The organism is Ectopseudomonas composti, assembly GCF_001567565.1.
Lineage (GTDB): Bacteria > Pseudomonadota > Gammaproteobacteria > Pseudomonadales > Pseudomonadaceae > Aquipseudomonas > Aquipseudomonas composti_A.
The window spans coordinates 99150-116446 of record NZ_LSSW01000028.1; the positions used below are offsets into that span (position 1 = coordinate 99150).

General features: G+C 60.0%; 14 protein-coding genes. 10 read left to right on the forward strand and 4 right to left on the reverse strand.

The genetic code is table 11. The annotated features are described in order from the left end of the window. Window positions 1-3: 3 nt before the first annotated feature. Window positions 4-1704 (reverse strand): type IV-A pilus assembly ATPase PilB, encoded by a 1701-nt coding sequence (pilB, locus tag PCLY_RS15285; RefSeq protein ID WP_061240495.1) that lies wholly within the window; start codon window positions 1702-1704, stop codon window positions 4-6. Between the two features lie 277 nt (window positions 1705-1981). On the opposite strand from pilB, the gene PCLY_RS25330 reads away from it, so the two are divergent. The 5 genes from PCLY_RS25330 to PCLY_RS15305 all read left to right on the forward strand — a co-directional run bounded on the left by PCLY_RS25330 (window position 1982) and on the right by PCLY_RS15305 (window position 5359). Then, on the forward strand, window positions 1982-2167 hold the full coding sequence (locus PCLY_RS25330) for a prepilin-type N-terminal cleavage/methylation domain-containing protein (protein ID WP_061240496.1): 186 nt from the start codon (window positions 1982-1984) through the stop codon (window positions 2165-2167). Window positions 2168-2193: 26 nt separating this feature from the next. After that, window positions 2194-2637, forward strand: a complete 444-nt coding sequence (locus tag PCLY_RS24880) for a hypothetical protein (protein WP_156458609.1) — start codon at window positions 2194-2196, stop codon at window positions 2635-2637. A 160-nt stretch (window positions 2638-2797) separates the two neighbouring features. Next, on the forward strand, window positions 2798-3607 hold the full coding sequence (locus tag PCLY_RS15295) for a hypothetical protein (protein ID WP_231740167.1): 810 nt from the start codon (window positions 2798-2800) through the stop codon (window positions 3605-3607). A 1-nt stretch (window position 3608) separates the two neighbouring features. Then, entirely contained in the window at window positions 3609-4451 is an 843-nt protein-coding gene (locus tag PCLY_RS15300) for a hypothetical protein (RefSeq protein ID WP_061240497.1), read from the forward strand. Further along, window positions 4448-5359, forward strand: coding sequence for an ABC transporter ATP-binding protein (locus tag PCLY_RS15305; RefSeq protein WP_061240498.1), 912 nt, complete (start codon window positions 4448-4450; stop codon window positions 5357-5359). Before PCLY_RS15300 ends, PCLY_RS15305 begins: the two co-directional genes overlap by 4 nt. Window positions 5360-5490: 131 nt before the next feature. Here the strand turns inward: PCLY_RS15305 and nadC are convergent, their stop codons facing one another. Then, window positions 5491-6339, reverse strand: a complete 849-nt coding sequence (gene nadC / locus PCLY_RS15310; RefSeq protein ID WP_061240499.1) for a carboxylating nicotinate-nucleotide diphosphorylase — start codon at window positions 6337-6339, stop codon at window positions 5491-5493. Window positions 6340-6762: 423 nt separating this feature from the next. On the opposite strand from nadC, the gene PCLY_RS15315 reads away from it, so the two are divergent. From PCLY_RS15315 to PCLY_RS15330, 4 genes are all read left to right on the forward strand, one after another. After that, complete coding sequence (locus PCLY_RS15315; RefSeq protein WP_061240500.1) at window positions 6763-9063, forward strand: DUF1631 domain-containing protein; 2301 nt, start codon at window positions 6763-6765, stop codon at window positions 9061-9063. A gap of 160 nt (window positions 9064-9223) precedes the next feature. Further along, on the forward strand, window positions 9224-9775 hold the full coding sequence (ampD, locus tag PCLY_RS15320) for a 1,6-anhydro-N-acetylmuramyl-L-alanine amidase AmpD (protein ID WP_061240501.1): 552 nt from the start codon (window positions 9224-9226) through the stop codon (window positions 9773-9775). A 2-nt stretch (window positions 9776-9777) separates the two neighbouring features. Beyond that, window positions 9778-10611, forward strand: a complete 834-nt coding sequence (gene ampE / locus PCLY_RS15325) for a regulatory signaling modulator protein AmpE (RefSeq protein ID WP_061240502.1) — start codon at window positions 9778-9780, stop codon at window positions 10609-10611. Window positions 10612-10970: 359 nt separating this feature from the next. Then, entirely contained in the window at window positions 10971-13001 is a 2031-nt protein-coding gene (locus PCLY_RS15330) for a methyl-accepting chemotaxis protein (RefSeq protein ID WP_061240503.1), read from the forward strand. Between the two features lie 84 nt (window positions 13002-13085). On the opposite strand, the gene PCLY_RS15335 is transcribed toward PCLY_RS15330, so the two are convergent. Beyond that, on the reverse strand, window positions 13086-13865 hold the full coding sequence (locus PCLY_RS15335) for a TatD family hydrolase (RefSeq protein ID WP_061240504.1): 780 nt from the start codon (window positions 13863-13865) through the stop codon (window positions 13086-13088). A 136-nt stretch (window positions 13866-14001) separates the two neighbouring features. Here PCLY_RS15335 and PCLY_RS15340 point away from each other — a divergent pair, with 136 nt between their 5' ends. Next, window positions 14002-16056 carry an AsmA family protein gene (locus PCLY_RS15340; protein ID WP_061240505.1) on the forward strand — a complete coding sequence of 685 codons (2055 nt, stop codon included), beginning with the start codon at window positions 14002-14004 and terminating at the stop codon, window positions 16054-16056. Window positions 16057-16062: 6 nt separating this feature from the next. On the opposite strand, the gene cra is transcribed toward PCLY_RS15340, so the two are convergent. After that, window positions 16063-17049 (reverse strand): catabolite repressor/activator, encoded by a 987-nt coding sequence (gene cra / locus PCLY_RS15345; RefSeq protein WP_061240506.1) that lies wholly within the window; start codon window positions 17047-17049, stop codon window positions 16063-16065. Window positions 17050-17297 lie beyond the last annotated feature (248 nt).

Genomic DNA, 17297 nt, shown 5'->3' on the forward strand with positions numbered 1-17297 from the left:
GGATTAATCCTTGGTCACGCGGTTGACTTCTTCCAGGCTGGTGATGCCTTGCATCGCCTTGAATAGCCCCGAAGTACGGAGGTCGTTGAAACCATCGGCTCGTGCCTGCTTGGCGATTTCGATGGAGTTGCCTTCTTCCATGATAATGCGTTGCAGTGAGGGCGTGATTTTAACTACTTCATAAATCCCAATCCTTCCTTTATAGCCGCCTTTGCAATTGTCGCAGCCGTTGGGTGCATAGAGCTTGAAGGTGCCGATCTTGTTTTCCGGGAAGCCTTCCTTGAGTAGTGCCTCGCGCGGTAGCTCCAATTCCTTCTTGCAGCTGCAAAGTTTGCGAGCCAGGCGCTGGGCGATGATCAGGTTGACAGAGGTCGCGATGTTGAAGGCCGGCACACCCATGTTGCGCAGGCGGGTCAGGGTTTCTGCGGCGCTGTTGGTGTGCAGGGTCGACATCACCATATGGCCTGTTTGCGCGGCCTTGACTGCAATCTCCGCTGTTTCCAGGTCGCGGATCTCACCCACCATGATCACGTCAGGGTCCTGGCGCAGAAAGGCACGCAGGGCCTGGGCGAAATCCATGCCGTGCTTCGGGTTGACGTTGACCTGGTTGATGCCTTCGAGGTTTATCTCCACCGGGTCTTCTGCAGTGGAGATATTGATGTCTGTGGTATTGAGGATATTCAGGCCGGTATAGAGCGATACCGTTTTGCCGGAGCCGGTGGGGCCGGTGACCAGGATCATGCCCTGAGGCTGCTTCAGGGCGGTCATATAGAGATTTTTCTGCTCCTCCTCGTACCCCAGGGCATCGATACCCATCTGCGCGCTGGTAGGGTCGAGAATCCGCATCACGATCTTCTCGCCCCATAGTGTGGGCAAGGTGTTGACTCGAAAGTCGATGGCTTTGCTTTTCGAGATCTTCATCTTGATCCGGCCATCTTGCGGCTTGCGCCGCTCGGATATATCCAGCTGCGCCATGACTTTCAGGCGAGCGGATAAACGGCTTGCAAGCTGAATGGGTGGGCGTGCAACTTCATGCAGCATGCCGTCGGTACGAAAGCGCACGCGGTAGGACTTCTCGTAGGGCTCGAAATGCAGGTCGGAGGAGCCCCCCTTGATCGCGTCCAGTAGCATCTTGTTGATAAAACGCACCACAGGCGCATCATCGGCATCGCCACCGGTGCCAGCATCATCCTTGTCGTCGTTGACGGCTTCTACATCCAGGCCGTCCAAGTCAACATCAGCCAGATCCTCCATGCCGGTATTACCGGTATCGAAAAAGCGCTCCAAGGCATCGCCCAGCTTGTCGTCCTCGACCAGCAGCGCCTCGGTGCTAAGCCCGGCGCTAAATTGAACATCGGTGAGTGCCTGATGATTGGTGGGGTCGGAAAGCGCAATAAACAGCTTGTTGCCCCGACGGTATAGCGGCAAAACACGATGCTGGCGGCAGAGCTTTTCGCTAAGCACCTCTCGTGGCTGGCTGTCCTTGTCGATGGCGGTCAGGTCGAAATACGGCACGCCAAACTGTTCGGCCGCCACCTCCGCCAGTGCGCGGCTGCTAACCAGCTTGTTCTGTACCAGGTATGACACCAAGGGAATCTTGTTACGGGCTGCCTGCGCCTGAGCATTGCTGGCTGCGCGTTCGTCGAGAATCTCTGCATTGACGAGTTGTCGGGCAAGCCCGGTTACGATCACTGTTTCGTTCATTGCATTAGGTGTCGAGCTGATGGCTAAGGTACTCCTTATAGCCTAAAGCCGTGCTGTCGCCCAAGTAGGTTCTCTAGGGGTGACGTAAAGTGTCAGTTGGTGACTTTTGTAGGAAGTGCTGCTGGCGTGGAGTTGTTTGTGGCCTTCCGCATCAGTCTGCTTCGGGAGGATAGATGGCGTTCAAATGCTTCTTGTGTGGCTGGTTTGTCGGGGTTGGCACGTTATCTGCTTTGGGTGGGGTGGGGTCGTTGACCTTAACCACAATAGGAGTTCGTCCATGAAGTCTCTTAAGAAACAAAAAGGTTTTACTCTGATTGAGTTGATGATTGTTATTGCGATCATTGGTATTTTGGCTGCTATCGCTATTCCGCAGTTCAATGACTATCGAGCCAAAGCAAATGATTCCACTGCCTTGGCTGATGTCAAGAATGGTGTAACTATCTTTGCTGCAGCCCAGCGTTAATAATTCGCAGGAATTCCGAGGCTCTTATGAAAAAAATTAATTTTTTTGGCGTAGCCGCAGTGCTGGCATTTTCTGTCGGCGTACATGCAGCCCCAGCTGCCGTTACAAGTAATGCGCTAATCGCCGTTCCAGATTGCCCGCTGTTGTCTGAAGACGTGCGTATTCCGCTTTCTAACAATGTGATAGCTGCTCGAAACTGCGCAGGTGGTGCTGCCAACTCTATTCGGATGGCGGCTTGTCACACTGCTGGGCGCCAGGGTAGCCGTACTGTTGAGGTGCCATGCACCAACGATACGGTAGCTAACCCGGGTCTGCCGCAGTGCACTGATCCGCAAGTATCTGTAAACCGTGTAACTAACACGGGGGCGGCTATCGTGGTCGGCTCCACTGCGGGCGGGCAAGTTGGGCCGCTTGATTTGGCTAACTATGCTTGTGATGCTGGTACTGTTGCTGGCCGTATTCCGGATTAATAGTTACGAAGGAGGGAGAGAAATCTCCCTCTTTTGAGTCTGGTTTTTGGTTGGGGGAAGTTCTGAGTTGTGGTGTGATATCTGATTGGTGCGGTTGTTCATGTCTATGGCATTTTAAAAATATTCGAGGCATGGTTTTTTATTTGGTAGTTATTTTTTTATGCTGATATTGAAAGATGCTCTAGTGGCTCTTCGTTTGATTTTTAGGGCTGGCTTTAGTCAGCTGGCTGTTGGCCTTGTAGTAGTGGTGTTGCTGGCTACTTTGCTGTCTTCCTATTTTAGTGGTCGTCAATTGGCAACTGTAGGTGTGGATGTGGGGTTTTCCACAATGCGCTTGCTTTTGCCGCTCTTGCTTGTGCTGTTGATGCAGGAGGTTCTGTTTCGTGAGTTTGATAAGCGCTATTACCTGAGCTCTCTGGCACATCCGCGTACACGTATCAATTTATTGGCTGGGCGAGTTGTTGCGGTTTTGGTGTTTGTGTTGGGTCTATTGCTTGTTTTGTCGGTTTTGCTGGTTTGCTTGGTGGAGATGATTGGTGGTATGTATCTCCAATCTACTCCAGTAGGGCTAGGATTGCCCTATATAGTTACCATTTCCTTTTTTGCGGTTGACCTTCTGGTATTGACTTCAGTAGCGACCTTGCTTTCGGTTTTGGCTTCTACGCCCAGCTTTGTGTTGATAGGGACCTTGGGCTTTATGCTGGTAGCGCGCTCGTATGGAGCTGTTGTCGAATTGCTGAGCAGCGACTCTGGATTGGTGGGCAATGCTGAGAACTATCGTGATAGCTTAGGTGTTCTGGGATATCTAGTGCCGGATCTTGGTGCGCTGGATGTGCGCATGATCATGCTCTACGGGAAAATGGAGTTTCTTCCTTCCGACTGGGGGTGGCTGCTACTTTCCTGTCTTAGTTACATAATTGCACTGCTCGCTCTGTCGGTATGTGCGCTACAGCGTAAGCGATTCAATTGATATGCGTCGCCCGCACTTCTTGCTGGTAATTCTAGCGATTTTTGGTTTTGTATTATTTGTTGCTACTTCTCAGTTGCGGAATCAATCATTCGACGGGACAGCTTCAGGCATTGAAGGGCGCGTGGTTATTGCGGCTCCAGTATTGGTCGTATTGTTTGGTGGTGATCGTTTTCTGGCTGCTAATTTAGAGGCCATGCGTTTAGCAGCTACTGGTATGGATGGTGGGCATTCAGATATTGGCTATTTGATTCGATCTCAACAAGAAGTAGCGAAGCTCAATCCTTGTCACGAAGACAACTACTACTTGGCCAACGGGCTGCTCACCTGGGGCGGTGCGGATCGTGAAGGCTCTGAGGTGTTGCGTCGAGCCATGCAGTGTCGGTTCTGGGATGAGCTGCCCGCATTTTTTTATGGTTTCAACCAGGCCTTCTTCGACAAGGATATCGCCGAGGCCAGTCGTGCCTTGGATTTGGCGGCGGAGCGTGCGACCGACAACGCGGCCGGTTTCCGGAAACTGGCGGTGATGCTGCGGGCAGAAAGTTTCGCTGACGAGAAGCTGGCTCTTGATTATCTGATCCGGCAGCGGGATGCCGCTCACAACGATCCTAAGCTGCAGCAGATGCTCGACAAGCGCGTTGTTCGCTTACAGGGTTTGGTTTCCCTCCGTGACGCGCAACGGCGTTTCGAGTCCGAAAATGGCTCGCTGCAGAATTTGGGTCAACTGGTCGATTATGGCTTGTTGACCTCTTTGCCAGAAGACCCCTTGCGACTTGGTTATGAGTTGAAAGACGGTCGAATTATTCTTAAGAAGTTGCAAATCGCCGGGATAGAGGATCAACCTTGAGCGCTGTACTGGAGTTCAACGGCGTCAGCCACACTTTCCACGCCAAGGGCAAAGAAGTTCGCGCGTTAAATTGCGTAAATTTCGCCCTCACCGAAGGCGAGGTTTTTGGTTTCGTTGGTCCTAATGGTGCCGGCAAGTCCACCACTATCAAGGTGATGCTGGATATCATCAACGACTATCAGGGCGAGGTGAGCATCTACGGTGTCGATGCGCATCGAGCCGAGGCGCGTCAGCCTTTGGCGTTTGTGCCTGAGTCGCCAGCACTTTACGAGCAATTTACCCCGCTGGAAATCCTGCGGATGGGCCTGTCCATGTACGGTATCAAGCGTAAGGACGCCGATGCCTGGTGCATGCACTGGCTGGAGCGTTTCTCCGTCGATATGAATGCCAAGCGGCGTATTCGCGAGTTGTCCAAGGGCAACGTTCAGCGGGTGGCGTTGGCCCATGCGATGGTTGTACAGCCGAAGTTGCTGGTGCTGGATGAGCCGCTTTCGGGCCTCGATCCGGTTGGGCGCAAGGATGTGGTGGACATCCTGACCGAGTTCAAACAACAGGGTGGGGCGATTTTTTTCACCTCTCACGTTTTGCACGATGTCGAGCGTATCGCCGACCGCTTTGGTTTTATCAATAAAGGCGAGCTGCTGACCGTGCGCTCCCCGCGTGAGCTGGCGGCTGAGCGGGCTGACGATATGTTGGTGCGCTATCACGCGGCGCAGCCGGTTGGTGAGCCGCTACGGGTATTGCGCGAAGGCGAATTCGAGTGCGAGGTTCTGCAGGCGGACTTGCCGGCGTTCATTGCGCAACTGAGTCAGGTCGGCGGCCACTTGCTGACGATCAAGCCGGCCGTCTCGCTGGAGACCGTGTTCTTCAATATTCTTGATGGCGCCGCTCGAAAGACGAGTGCCTGACGTAGGGTGCGCCGTGCGCACCGACTACTCGTTGCGATTTCTCTCGACCCTGAAGCAGCCGCTCTTTGGGAGGGGCAGTGAGGTTGTGGGAGGCCGTTATTTGCCGCGAGGCTCTTAGGGTTGGCGTTGTGTTACAGCGCCAACCTCATCGACAAATCCACCGCCTTCACATCCTTGGTCAGCGTCCCCAGCGAGATGTAATCCACGCCCGTTTCTGCGATCACGCGCAACGTGCTGTCATTGATCCCGCCCGAGGCTTCGAGCTTGGCGCGGCCGGCGGTGAGTTTGACCGCTTCGCGCATATCCTCGAGTGACAGTTCGTCGAGCATGACGATATCGGCGCCTGCTTCCAGCGCTTCGCGTAGTTCTTCCAGGCTTTCCACTTCCACTTCCACCGGCTTGCCGGGGGCGATCTGCTGGGCAGCGGAAATTGCCTGGGCGATGCCGCCGCAGGCGGCGATGTGGTTTTCCTTGATCAGGAAGGCGTCGTACAAACCGATGCGGTGGTTGTGGCAGCTGCCGCAAGTCACGGCGTATTTCTGCGCCAGGCGCAGGCCGGGGAGGGTCTTGCGGGTGTCCAGCAGTTTAACCTGAGTGCCTTCGACCAGGTCGGCATAGTGGCGGCAACGGGTGGCCACGGCCGACAGCGTCTGCAGAAAGTTCAGCGCGCTGCGCTCGCCGCTGAGCAGAGCGCGGGCCGGGCCTTCTAGACGGAACAGGGTCTGGTCGGCGTGAACACGGTCGCCATCCTGCACCTGCCAGTGCACCGCGACGCGCGGGTCGAGCTGACGAAATACCGCATCGACCCAGGCCGTGCCGCATATCACAGCATCTTCACGGGTTATCACCCGGGCTCTGGCCAGGCGCTCGGCCGGAATCAGCTGGGCGGTGATGTCGCCGCTGCCGATGTCTTCGGCCAGGGCGCGGCGGACATTGGCTTCGATTTCGCTGCTGAGATCGGCGAGGGTCAGGTTGGGCATGATCGGCTCCGGTGTAGGCGAGCGGCGATTATAGAGGCAGGTGGTGGCAGGGCAATGCTCCATCACGATGCCGCGCCCTTATGTCGTTCTGCAAAATGAGCAGGCACTTTTACACGTTGTCGTGGTTCTCAATGAAGAGAGCAGGTCCAGTGATCTGACCGCCGGTGCAGCGTTACCGGGCTGTCAGCGTTAGGCTGTAAGGGTGCCGCTGTCGTGTATTGGCTACCGTCCGGAGGTGGCGTGTGGCTATCTGTGATCTGCATCATGTCTGTAGGAAAAATTGGCTTGGTATGGCGCGCAGCCTCCCTATAATGCCTTTACTTTTTTCATTATTGACGCCAGGCCTTTGACGTTACGGACGACGCTCGGTTGACGCTGTGCAGACCAGGAAGCTCGGGTTCGGGCAGTCTGCGGGAGACTAGAATGAAGACCGACGCGAATGTGGTGCACCTTAACAAGGCCACCGCAGAGCAATCGCCAACTTCGCCGGTAGGAAGACTGCCCGTGGCGCTGATTCAGGTGCGTGACAAAGCCGCGCAACAGCTCAAGCAGAATCTGCAGAGCCTGTTCGACAATGCCGACGATACCCTCTTCGAGATGGCGGATCGGGCGACCAGCAATGCCGAGCAGAATGCCTTCTTCGAGGCCATGCGCGACCTGCGCCTGAAGCGCAAGAGCATCGAGCGCGGTTTCCTGCAGAAGGTGTTCGAGTCCTTCGCCAACCTCAATCAGTACGAAATTGGTAAACCACAGCCTGCGCTGGATGCGGTGTCGTTCGATAGCCTGAGCCTGGTGCAGAATGACGAGCTGGAAGAGACCGTGGCGCTGGACGCCATGGTCGCCAGGGTGATGAGCCGTGACGCCGTCGCGCTGGGCCACCTCACCACCCGTCTCAATGCGCTGATCAGCAAGAAGCTCGATGACAAGAGCAATCCGCTCGGTCCCACCCTTCTCAGTGAATACTTTCTCGACTCCTGTAGCGGCCTGGGTGTGGAGATCAAGGTCAAACTGATCATTCTCAAGCTGTTCGAGAAGTATGTGCTGGGCGGCTGTGACACGCTCTATGCCGAGGCCAATCAGGCGCTGATCAGTGCCGGTATTCTGCCTGAGCTGAAATCCGCACAGCCGCGTCGTCAGCAGCGCCCGACAACGCCCACTTACGCTCAAGGCGCCGGTGAGGAAGGTATTCCTCTGCTCGAAGGCGCCGATCAGAGCGTGCAGGAAGTGTTCGGCGCGTTGCAGGACCTCCTTTCTCAGGTTCGCGGCACTGCCATGCCGCGCCGTGCCCAGACGCGCGACGCGCTGCCGATCACCAGTAATGACCTGATGCGCCTGTTGTCGCATATGCAGCAACGTGCGCCGGCGCAGGTCAACGTCGAGGATTTCGACCTGCGCGACCAGCTCGAACAGCTTCTCGAGCGTGCCAGTGCCAAGAGCGGCAAGGCGCGAGTCGTCGGTGAAGTCGATGAGGACGTGATCAACCTGGTGTCGATGCTGTTCGAATTCATTCTCGACGATCGCACCCTGCCTGACTCGCTCAAGGCGCTTATCGGCCGCCTGCAGATCCCAATGCTCAAGGTCGCCGTGCTGGACAAGACTTTCTTCAGTCGTGGTAGCCATCCGGCGCGCCGCCTGCTCAACGAGATCGCCTCTGCGGCGCTGGGCTGGGTCGACCAGGACGATGCGCAGCGCGACAGTCTCTATCAAAAGATCGAGCAGGTGGTTCAGCGCCTGCTCAATGATTTCGTCGATGATCCGGCGATCTTCTCCGAGCTGCTGGCCGAGTTCATGGCATTCACCGGCGACGAGCGTCGCCGTAGCGAGCTGCTCGAGCAGCGCACGCGTGACGCCGAGGAGGGCAGCGCCAAGGCCGAACTGGCTCGCCGCCAGGTCGAGCACGCGTTGAACGAGCGTCTGCTGGGCAAGACCCTGCCGGAAGTGGTGGTGCGTCTGCTGCAGGAGGCCTGGAGCAAGGTGCTGATGCTCACCTGTCTCAAACATGGGGTGGACTCGGACGAATGGCATGCCGCCCTGCAGACCATGGACGATCTGGTGTGGAGCGTCGCTCCGCATGAAGATCCGGAAGCACGTCTGCGTTTGCTCGAGCTGGTGCCCGGTTTGCTCAAGGCGTTGCGTGAAGGCATGGCCAGCGCGGCCTTCGATCCTTTCTCCACCAGCGAGTTCTTCAGTCAGCTGGAGGTGCTGCATGTGCAGGCCTTCCAGCGTTTCAAGCGTGCCGCAGCGGAGCCCGAGGTGGTGCCGGAGCCGTCCGGGGAGACGAGCGACGCCGAGCAGGCTGGTATCGAGCTACCGCTGCTTGAGTTGCCTGCTGCCGAAGAGGTGCAAGGCGCTCCGGCAATGATCGAAGTGGTCGAAGAGATCATTCTCCTGGCGCCTGGGCAGACCCGGCCTCAGGAGCCTGACGTGATGGCCCCGGACGATGACGAGGCGCTGCAGTACGTAGATAGTCTGCGCGTCGGCAGCTGGGTCGAGTTCCAGGAAGATGAAGAGCACAAGCTGCGTTGCAAACTGGCGGCGATCATCAAACCGACCGGCAAGTACGTGTTCGTCAATCGCACCGGCATGAAAGTGCTGGAGAAGAGTCGCAACGCGCTGGCCGTGGAGTTCCGCCGCAATGCCATCCGCCTGCTCGACGATGCACTGTTGTTCGATCGTGCGCTGGAGTCGGTAATCGGTAACCTGCGCAAACTGAAGAACGCCTGACCCGTTCGGCCGGGGAGCGCACTGCTCCCTATCTCAGCAGTAACCGCGCCGCGAGGCGCGGATGCTCTCGAATTTCCCGCCTTTGCACATCCTGTTGCGGCCTCGCTCTTGGCCGCCGTAGCCTCCTGCTCTAGAGTGGGGGCTCGTTCAGGAGCATTTCATGCAGCTCGACCCCTCAACCGGCTGGTTTCAGGGCATTGATCACTGTCCTTCGCCGAATTTCAATGCTCGCCCCTGTGGCGAGATTTCTCTGCTGGTAGTCCACAACATCAGCCTGCCGCCTGGGCAGTTCGGCACCGGCAAGGTGCAGGCGTTCTTTCAGAATCGATTGCCTACGGGTGAGCATCCCTTCTTTGCCGAAATTGCATCCCTGCAGGTTTCCGCGCATTTCTTCGTCGAGCGTGATGGCAGGCTGACGCAGTTCGTCTCCTGTCTGGATCGTGCCTGGCACGCCGGCGTTTCATGGTTCGACGGGCGCGACAACTGCAATGATTTTTCGCTAGGAGTGGAGCTGGAAGGGACGGATGATCTGCCCTACACCGACGCTCAGTACGCCAGGTTGACCGAGCTGACGCGGCAGTTGCTGGACGCTTACCCGGCGCTGTCGACGCAGCGTATTCGTGGCCACTGCGACATCGCACCAGGGCGCAAGACCGACCCGGGGCCGGCATTCGACTGGTCGCGCCTGCATGTCGACTTGAAGGAGAGGTAGCAATGAGTTTTCTGGTGATTCTGCTGGTGCTGTGGGTCGAGAAGTTTTCCGCCTGGCGCCTGCACATCCAGCAGGACGGCCCCTGGCTGGCGCAATTGCAGCGCTTGCAGAGCGGCGGCCTGCAACAAGCCCCCTGGCTGTGTCTGCTGCTTCTGGTGCTGCTGCCGGTGTCGCTGCTGGGGCTGCTCCTGTTGATCCTCAAGCCCCTGGCGTACGGCTGGCTGGCCCTGCCCGTGCACCTGTTGGTACTGATCTACAGCCTGGGTCGTGGTGACCTCCTTGCCGCGCTGGGGCCGTTCCGTGATGCCTGGCGGCGCGGTGATGGTCAGGCGGCCTACCACGTAGCCGAGCGTGACCTTGCGCTGGCACCGGAGGAGGGCGCCGAGCTGCTCCAGCAGGTGCAAGGGCACCTGCTGTGGCAGGCCTACCAGAGTTTCTTCGCGGTGATCTTCTGGTACCTGCTGCTGGGGCCCATGGCTGCGCTGGCATACCGCCTGTTTGCGTTGTGTGCGGAGCATGCCGAGCAGCCGGCCCTGCGTGAACGAGCCGTGCAACTGCGGCATGCCTTCGATTGGCTGCCGGCGCGGGTGCTGGCGTCGAGTTTCGCCCTGGTCGGCAACTTCGTCGCGGTCAGTCGCGCCTTGCTGCACGAGCTGCTGAGCTGGGATATCTCCGCCGCGCAACTGGTGATCAAGGCCGGGCGTGCCGCCGGCGAGATGCCTCCGCCAGTGATGGGCGAAGAAGGCGTCGATACCCTGGATCAACTGTGGCAACTGCTGATACGCGCTGCGGTGGTCTGGTACGCCGGTTATGCGGTCTGGGTGCTGTTCATCTAGCGCCTGATCCAGGCGACACCCTGCCGGGCGGGGCGACCTGCTGCCACACCATAAGTGGCAGGTTGCACCCGCCCTGTTTCCTTCTGTCATGCGTTGGCGAACTACGCTTACCCGGCTCGGGGCGAGCGAGGCGCGCTGCGCGCGTTTAACCTTAAGTTACAGAGAGGCGTGTCGATAAGGGGTATAAGTAGGCGCTAGCCGGGCCTGTTTGGTGATTTTCGCCACATTTATATGCCTGTATTGACCGCGTTGATCGACGCGTAACAGGTCGGGCTGCCCAGGACGCCGCTGTCAGCCCGCAAGAGGCGCGGCGGCCGTTCAGCGACACCAATAACAATAATGGCAACTGGAGACGTCTAGTGAAGACCGTGTTGTATCCGGCCATCGCGCTGATGAATCGCCTCAGCTTCGGCATGAAGTTCAGCCTGATCAGTGTTCTGTTCTTCCTGCCCATGCTCGTCACCAACTTCTACCTGGTGCGCGACTCCTATCGACAGTTCGTCGGCACCCAGACTGCCCTGGAGAGCCTCGAACTGCTGGGCAACAGCCTGCAACTGCGCCGCGACCTGGAAAGCCTCAACGATCTGGTACAGATCAACTCGATGATCGGTCAGTCCGGTCAGGCGGGCGACCTGGAGGGGCGCATCGATCAGTTGGAGAGCTCGCTCAATACCGGTTTGCAAGGCCTTGAGCCGGTTACCCAGGATGCCGAGCAGAGTGCCGAGTTCACTGCCAAGCGCGATGAGCTGCTGGCCGATTTGCAGAGCGCCGCCACCGAGACGTCGTTGCAGAGCAAGGCAGTGATCGTCGAGAGACTGCTCGGTTCTTCCCAGGTATTCATCAAGCTGGTGGCCAGCCAGGCCGGCCTCAGTCAGGACCCTCAACGTCAGGTGCGGCAGATCAGTGAGCTGATCACCAATGTCACCCCGCAGGTCACCGCTGCGCTGAGCCAGGGGCGCGCCATCGGCGCCTATTCCCTGGGGCAGGGCTTTCTCAACTCCTCGGCCAGCACCAAGTTCGATGAGCTGCTGTTGCTGCTGGAGAAGCTCCACGCCGAATATGGCCTGAACCTGCAGGACGCGCTGGCCGGCAACGTCGCGGCGCAGAATGGCCTGGGCAGTCTTGCCGAGGCCAGCCGGCAGACGCTCAAGGACAGTGCCGTGCTGTTCGAGGATCAGGTGATTATCGCCGACAGCCTGGATACACCCTGGACGCAGTTCTACGATCAGGTCAGCCAGGAAATGGCCAAGACCTATGCGTTCAACGACGGCCTGCTGGCCTTTCTCGACAGCCAGTTGAGCGAGCGCCTGAGCGAGAACCGCGCGCAGATGCTGCTGCTGGTGGTGGCGCTGGTGGTGGTGTTTCTGTTGATCGTCTATCTCTACGGCGGCTTCTACGTTTCCACCCGTGCGACGCTGAAGAACCTCGGTCAGGTGATGGACAAGGTGGCGGCTGGCGATATGACGGTCAACTTCCGGGCGCAGAGTCGCGATGAGCTGGGCGAGCTGGGCCAGGTATTCAACCAGACCGTGGTGCGTATCCATGACCTGATCGAGCGCGTCGGGCACACCGTCGGCGAAGTCGGCGGCCAGGCGGATCGCGTCGAACTGGTCTCGGGTGAGAGCAACCAGGCCGTGGCCAGCCAGCGTGCGCAGATCGAGCAGGTGGCGACGGCGATGAACCAGATGGCTGCCACGGCGCAAGAGGTGGCGCGCAGTGCCGCCGCTGCGGTGGGCAGTGCGCAGAGCGTGAATCAGGAGACGGTCACCGGGCGTGCCCTGGTCGAGACGCAGGTCGGGGCGATTCAGCGCTTGGCCGGCGAGATCGATCAGTCGGTGACGGTGGTCAATCAACTGGCCAATGACAGTGCGGCGATCAGCCAGGTGCTGGACGTGATCAAGGGCATCGCCGAGCAGACCAACCTGCTGGCGCTCAATGCCGCCATCGAAGCGGCGCGAGCGGGTGAGCAGGGCCGTGGCTTCGCCGTGGTGGCCGACGAGGTGCGCAACCTGGCCAAGCGCACGCAGCAGTCCACCGAGGAAATCGAGGCGATGATCGTCAAGCTGCAGGGCGGCGTCGGTGCGGCGGTCAAGGCGATGAACGCCAGTCATCAGATGGCTGACGGTACGGTGAGCGAGTCCGCCAAGGTGCAGTCGGCCCTGGAGAACATCCTCGGTGCGGTAGGCATGATCGTCGATCAGAATCAGCAGATCGCGGCGGCGGCCGAGCAGCAGACCGCCGTGGCGCACGATATCGATCAGAACATCGTCGAGATCAACCACGCGGGTGAGCGCACCGCAGCCGGTGCCAGCCAGACCGAGCAAGCCAGCCGCGAGCTGAGCGAACTGGTGTCGCGTCTCAAGCAGTTGATCAGCGCATTCCGGGTCTAGTTGCTGCGTGGCAGGCGCTTCGGCGGCGATGCTTTTGCAGTGATCGCGGCTGAAGCCCCTCCGTCGGAGGCGACCGATCTCGCCTCAGTTCCAGCCGAACAGCTCATCCGCATTGCGGCTGCTGGCCGCTGCCAGTTCTTCGGCTGTCACTCCACGCAGCGTTGCCAGCTCGCTGCAGATGTCCTGCAGATGCTCTGGGCTGTTGCGCTGGTTTGGGTGCATGGCGGGCGCCATGTCCGGGGCGTCGGTTTCCAGCACGATGGCGTCCAGTGGCAGCTGCGCCACCACCTTGCGCAGTCGATTGGCCTGCGGCCAGGTAGCGGCGCCGCCCAGGCCGAGGCGAAAGCCCAGCTTGATGTACTCGCGGGCTTCTTCCAGGCTGCCGGCGAAGGCGTGGATGATGCCGCCGCGCGCCAGGCGAAAGCGCTTGAGCGTGGCGATGGTCGCGGCATGGGCGCGGCGTACGTGCAGCAGCGCCGGCAGTTCGAACTCCACCGCCAGCTCAAGCTGCGCTTCGAACAGCGTCTGCTGGCGCTGCCGATCCAGGTGCTCCAGGTAATAGTCCAGGCCGAACTCGCCAACGGCGCAGAGCTTGCGATGCCCGGCCAATCTGCCCAGCCAGTCGCGCAGTTCATCGAGATGCTCTGGGCTGTGCTCGTCCAGGTAGACCGGATGCAGGCCGAATGCGGCATGCAGCTCTTGATGTTCCTCGACCAGTTGCCACAGTCGCTGCCAGTTGGTCTGGTAGACCCCAAGTACCACCATGCGGCTTACGCCGAGCGCGCGGCTGCGCGCGAGCACTGCGTCGCGATCAGCATCGAATTCGGGGAAATCGAGGTGGGTGTGGGTGTCGATCAGGCGCATCGGTCGGCTCACGGATGGGGGTTCAGGTTCGGCTATTTTCGTCTTTCCCGCCAGCATGAGGGAGCGTTGGCCGATCTTTTCAGTCGTATGGCTATGGAGGCGTTTCACTCGGGTAGTGAAATAAGGAGGTCGCTGGGTGCGCCATGTACGCAAGCTGTTGAGCCTGTTGTTCGCCGTGTTTCTGCTGATGGTGGCCGCGTCGCTGCTGTTTCTGCAGTTGTTCGACTGGAACCGCGCGCGGCCGTTGATCAACGAGCAGGTTTCTGCCGCCCTGAATCGGCCGTTCGCCATCGAGGGCGATCTGCGTGTGGTCTGGCAGCGAGAGGCCGGCGAGGAGGGCTTGAGCGCCTGGTTGCCTTGGCCGCATTTCGCCGCCGAGCACTTGCGCTTGGGGAATCCCGATTGGGCGCAGGGCGAGACCTTCGTCAGCCTCGAAAGCGTGCGCTTTCACCTGTCTCCGCTGCCACTGCTGTGGAAGACGGTGAGCATCCCCGCTATCGAACTCGGCGCACCGGTCGCTGATCTGCAGCGGCTGGCCGATGGTCGCGCCAACTGGGTGTTCGATCTGGGCGAGGAACAGTCGGCCGATACGGCTGAGCCCAGCCCCTGGACGCTGGATATCGGCACCATCGCTTTCGACAAGGGGCAGGTGAAGCTCGATGACGCGCTCAGCGACACCCGCCTGCAGGCGCTTATCGAGCCACTGGGCAAGCCGATTGCTTTTGCCGATATCGTCGGCAAAAGCACGGCCGAGCGCCTGGCGCAGAGCAATGCCAGCGCCCAGGATTATGCGTTCGCCTGGCAAGCCAAGGGCCGCTTGCGTGGTCAAGCACTGACCGGCAGCGGCAAGGTCGGTGGCCTGCTCGCGTTGCACGATGCCGCGCAACCCTTCCCCTTACAGGCCGATCTGCGCATTGGCGCGACCCGTATCGTGCTGGCCGGCAGTCTGACCGATCCACAGAACCTGGGCGCTCTGGATCTGCGCTTGCGCCTGTCCGGTGCCAGCCTCGGGCACTTGTATCCGCTGACCGGTGTAACGCTGCCGGAGACGCCGCCCTACAGCACCGATGGCCGTTTGCAGGCCGACTTGCACAATGCCGACGGGGCGATCTTTCGCTACCTCGGCTTCAACGGCCAGATCGGCGCCAGCGATATCCATGGCGACCTGACATTCGTGGCGCGTCAGCCGCGACCGAAGCTGTCTGGCCAACTGACCTCCAACCAGCTGCTGTTCAGTGATCTGGCGCCGCTGATCGGCGCCGACTCCGGCGAGGACAAGCGCGAGCGTGGTGAGCAGGACGTGCAGCCGGCGAACAAGGCGTTGCCCGTTGCGCAGTTTCGTACCGACCGCTGGCGTGCGATGGACGCCGATGTGCGCTTTGTCGGCAAGCGCATCGTGCATGGCGAGCAGTTACCGATCACCGACCTCGATACCCATGTGCTGCTCAACGACGGCGCGTTGAGCCTGGAGCCGCTGCGCTTCGGCATGGCCGGTGGTGTGCTCGATGCGCAGATCCGCCTCAATGGCGCGACCACGCCGTTGCAGGGGCAGATGCATGCGCGCGCGCGTGAACTCAAGCTCAAGCAACTGTTTCCCACCTTCGCCCCGATGCAGACCAGCTTCGGTGAGCTCAACGGCGATGCGCGTGTCAGTGGGCGTGGCAACTCGGTGGCCGCGTTACTCGGCAGCGCCGATGGCGAGCTGAAGATGTTGATCAACGATGGTGCGGTCAGTCGCGGGCTGATGGAAATCGCCGGGCTGAACGTCGGCAACTATCTGGTGGGCAAGCTGTTCGGCGACGAGGACGTGAAGATTCACTGCGCGGCAGCGGACCTCGGTATCAAGCAGGGGCTGATGAGCACGCGACTGTTCGTCATCGATACCGACAATGCGGTGATCAAGGTCGACGGCAGCGCCAACTTCGCCAGCGAGCAACTGGACTTCACCGTCACGCCGTCGACCAAGGGCTTTCGTATCTTTTCCCTGCGCTCGCCGCTGTATGTGCGCGGCACGTTCAAGCAGCCGTCGCCGGGGGTACAGGCCTCGCCGCTGGTGCTGCGTGGTGTCGGCCTGGTGGCGCTGGGCGTCGCGGTGGCTCCGGCGGCCGGCTTGCTGGCGCTGGTGGCGCCCAGTGCTGGCGACGAGCCGAGCCAGTGCGCGCCATTGCTGCAGAAAATCCAGGGCGGCTAGGGAGGTTCAGGTACGAGCCTTGAAGCTGCGGTCTATGGCCTCGATGCCGGGTTGATAGTCGTTGAGTTCTACTGCGCGCAGTGCCCAGGCCAATACGCGCTCAGCGATGCGTTCGTGCTGCTGGCTCATGGCATTGACTCGCAGCGGCAGATAATCCAGCAGCTGGGTATCGCCGAAGGTGGCCAGGCGCACTGCCGGCCATTGCTCACGATCCTGTTCACGCAGGGCGTCGAGCACCCCTTCGAGCAGCACGTAGGCGGTGGTCAACAAGGCATCGGGCGGGCCGGCCTGCTCCAGCAGCGCTTGCATCTGCCGATAGCCGCAGGCGCGGCTGAACAGCTCGCCGTGGTAAACGCTGATGCGCCCGTCGAAGCCAGCCAGCGCGGCATGGAAGCCTCGCTCGCGCGCCTGGCTGATGACCAGCTCCGCACGCGCGCCGAGCAGGGCGATATGCCGAGGCTTGGGCGTCAGCAGGCTTTCGGTCAGGGTGCGCCCGGCCTGTTCGTCGTCGCTGACCACCGAGCGGATGTGTACGGGTGAAAGCGCCCGGTCCACGGCTATCACCGGCAGACCGGCAGCGACGATGGCGGGGTACAGCGGGTCATCGGCCGGCAGGCAACTGGCGACGATCAGCGCCTCGCAGCGGCGTGAGCGGAACAGTTCGAGCAACTGGCGCTCGGTGCCCGGATCATCATCGGAGCTGGCGATCAGCAACTGGTAGCCGGCGGCGCGGGCCTTCTGTTCGAGCAGTTTGGCCAGGCGCGCATAACTCGGGTTTTCCAGGTCTGGCAGGATGAAACCCAGGCAGCGACTTTGCCCGCGGCGCAGGCTGGCGGCCTGCTGGTCAGGGAGATAGCCATGCTCCTCGACCACTGCCAGCACTCTGGCCACGGTCGCAGGGCTGATACGCCGCCGTTCGGCCTGACCGTTGATCACGTAGCTGGCGGTGGTCACCGAGACCTGAGCCAGGCGGGCGATGTCACTGAGTTTCACGGGCGCAGCACCATGCAGGGAAAAGGGTTCGAGCGGGCGAACGCGGCGAGTCTACACCGACTCGACGACGACCGGGCTTCAAGGATTACCCATTATCGGATAAGGTGCCAACACTTGGTGAAACGTTTCAGCATTCCATTTCATCAGCTAGTCTAGAACCTGTATCAAGCCCTGCGAGGCAGAGCCGGGCAAGGCGAAAACGCGCCGTCTACCCGTGGTAAATGCCTGCTGCGTGACTCGCGTTGTTC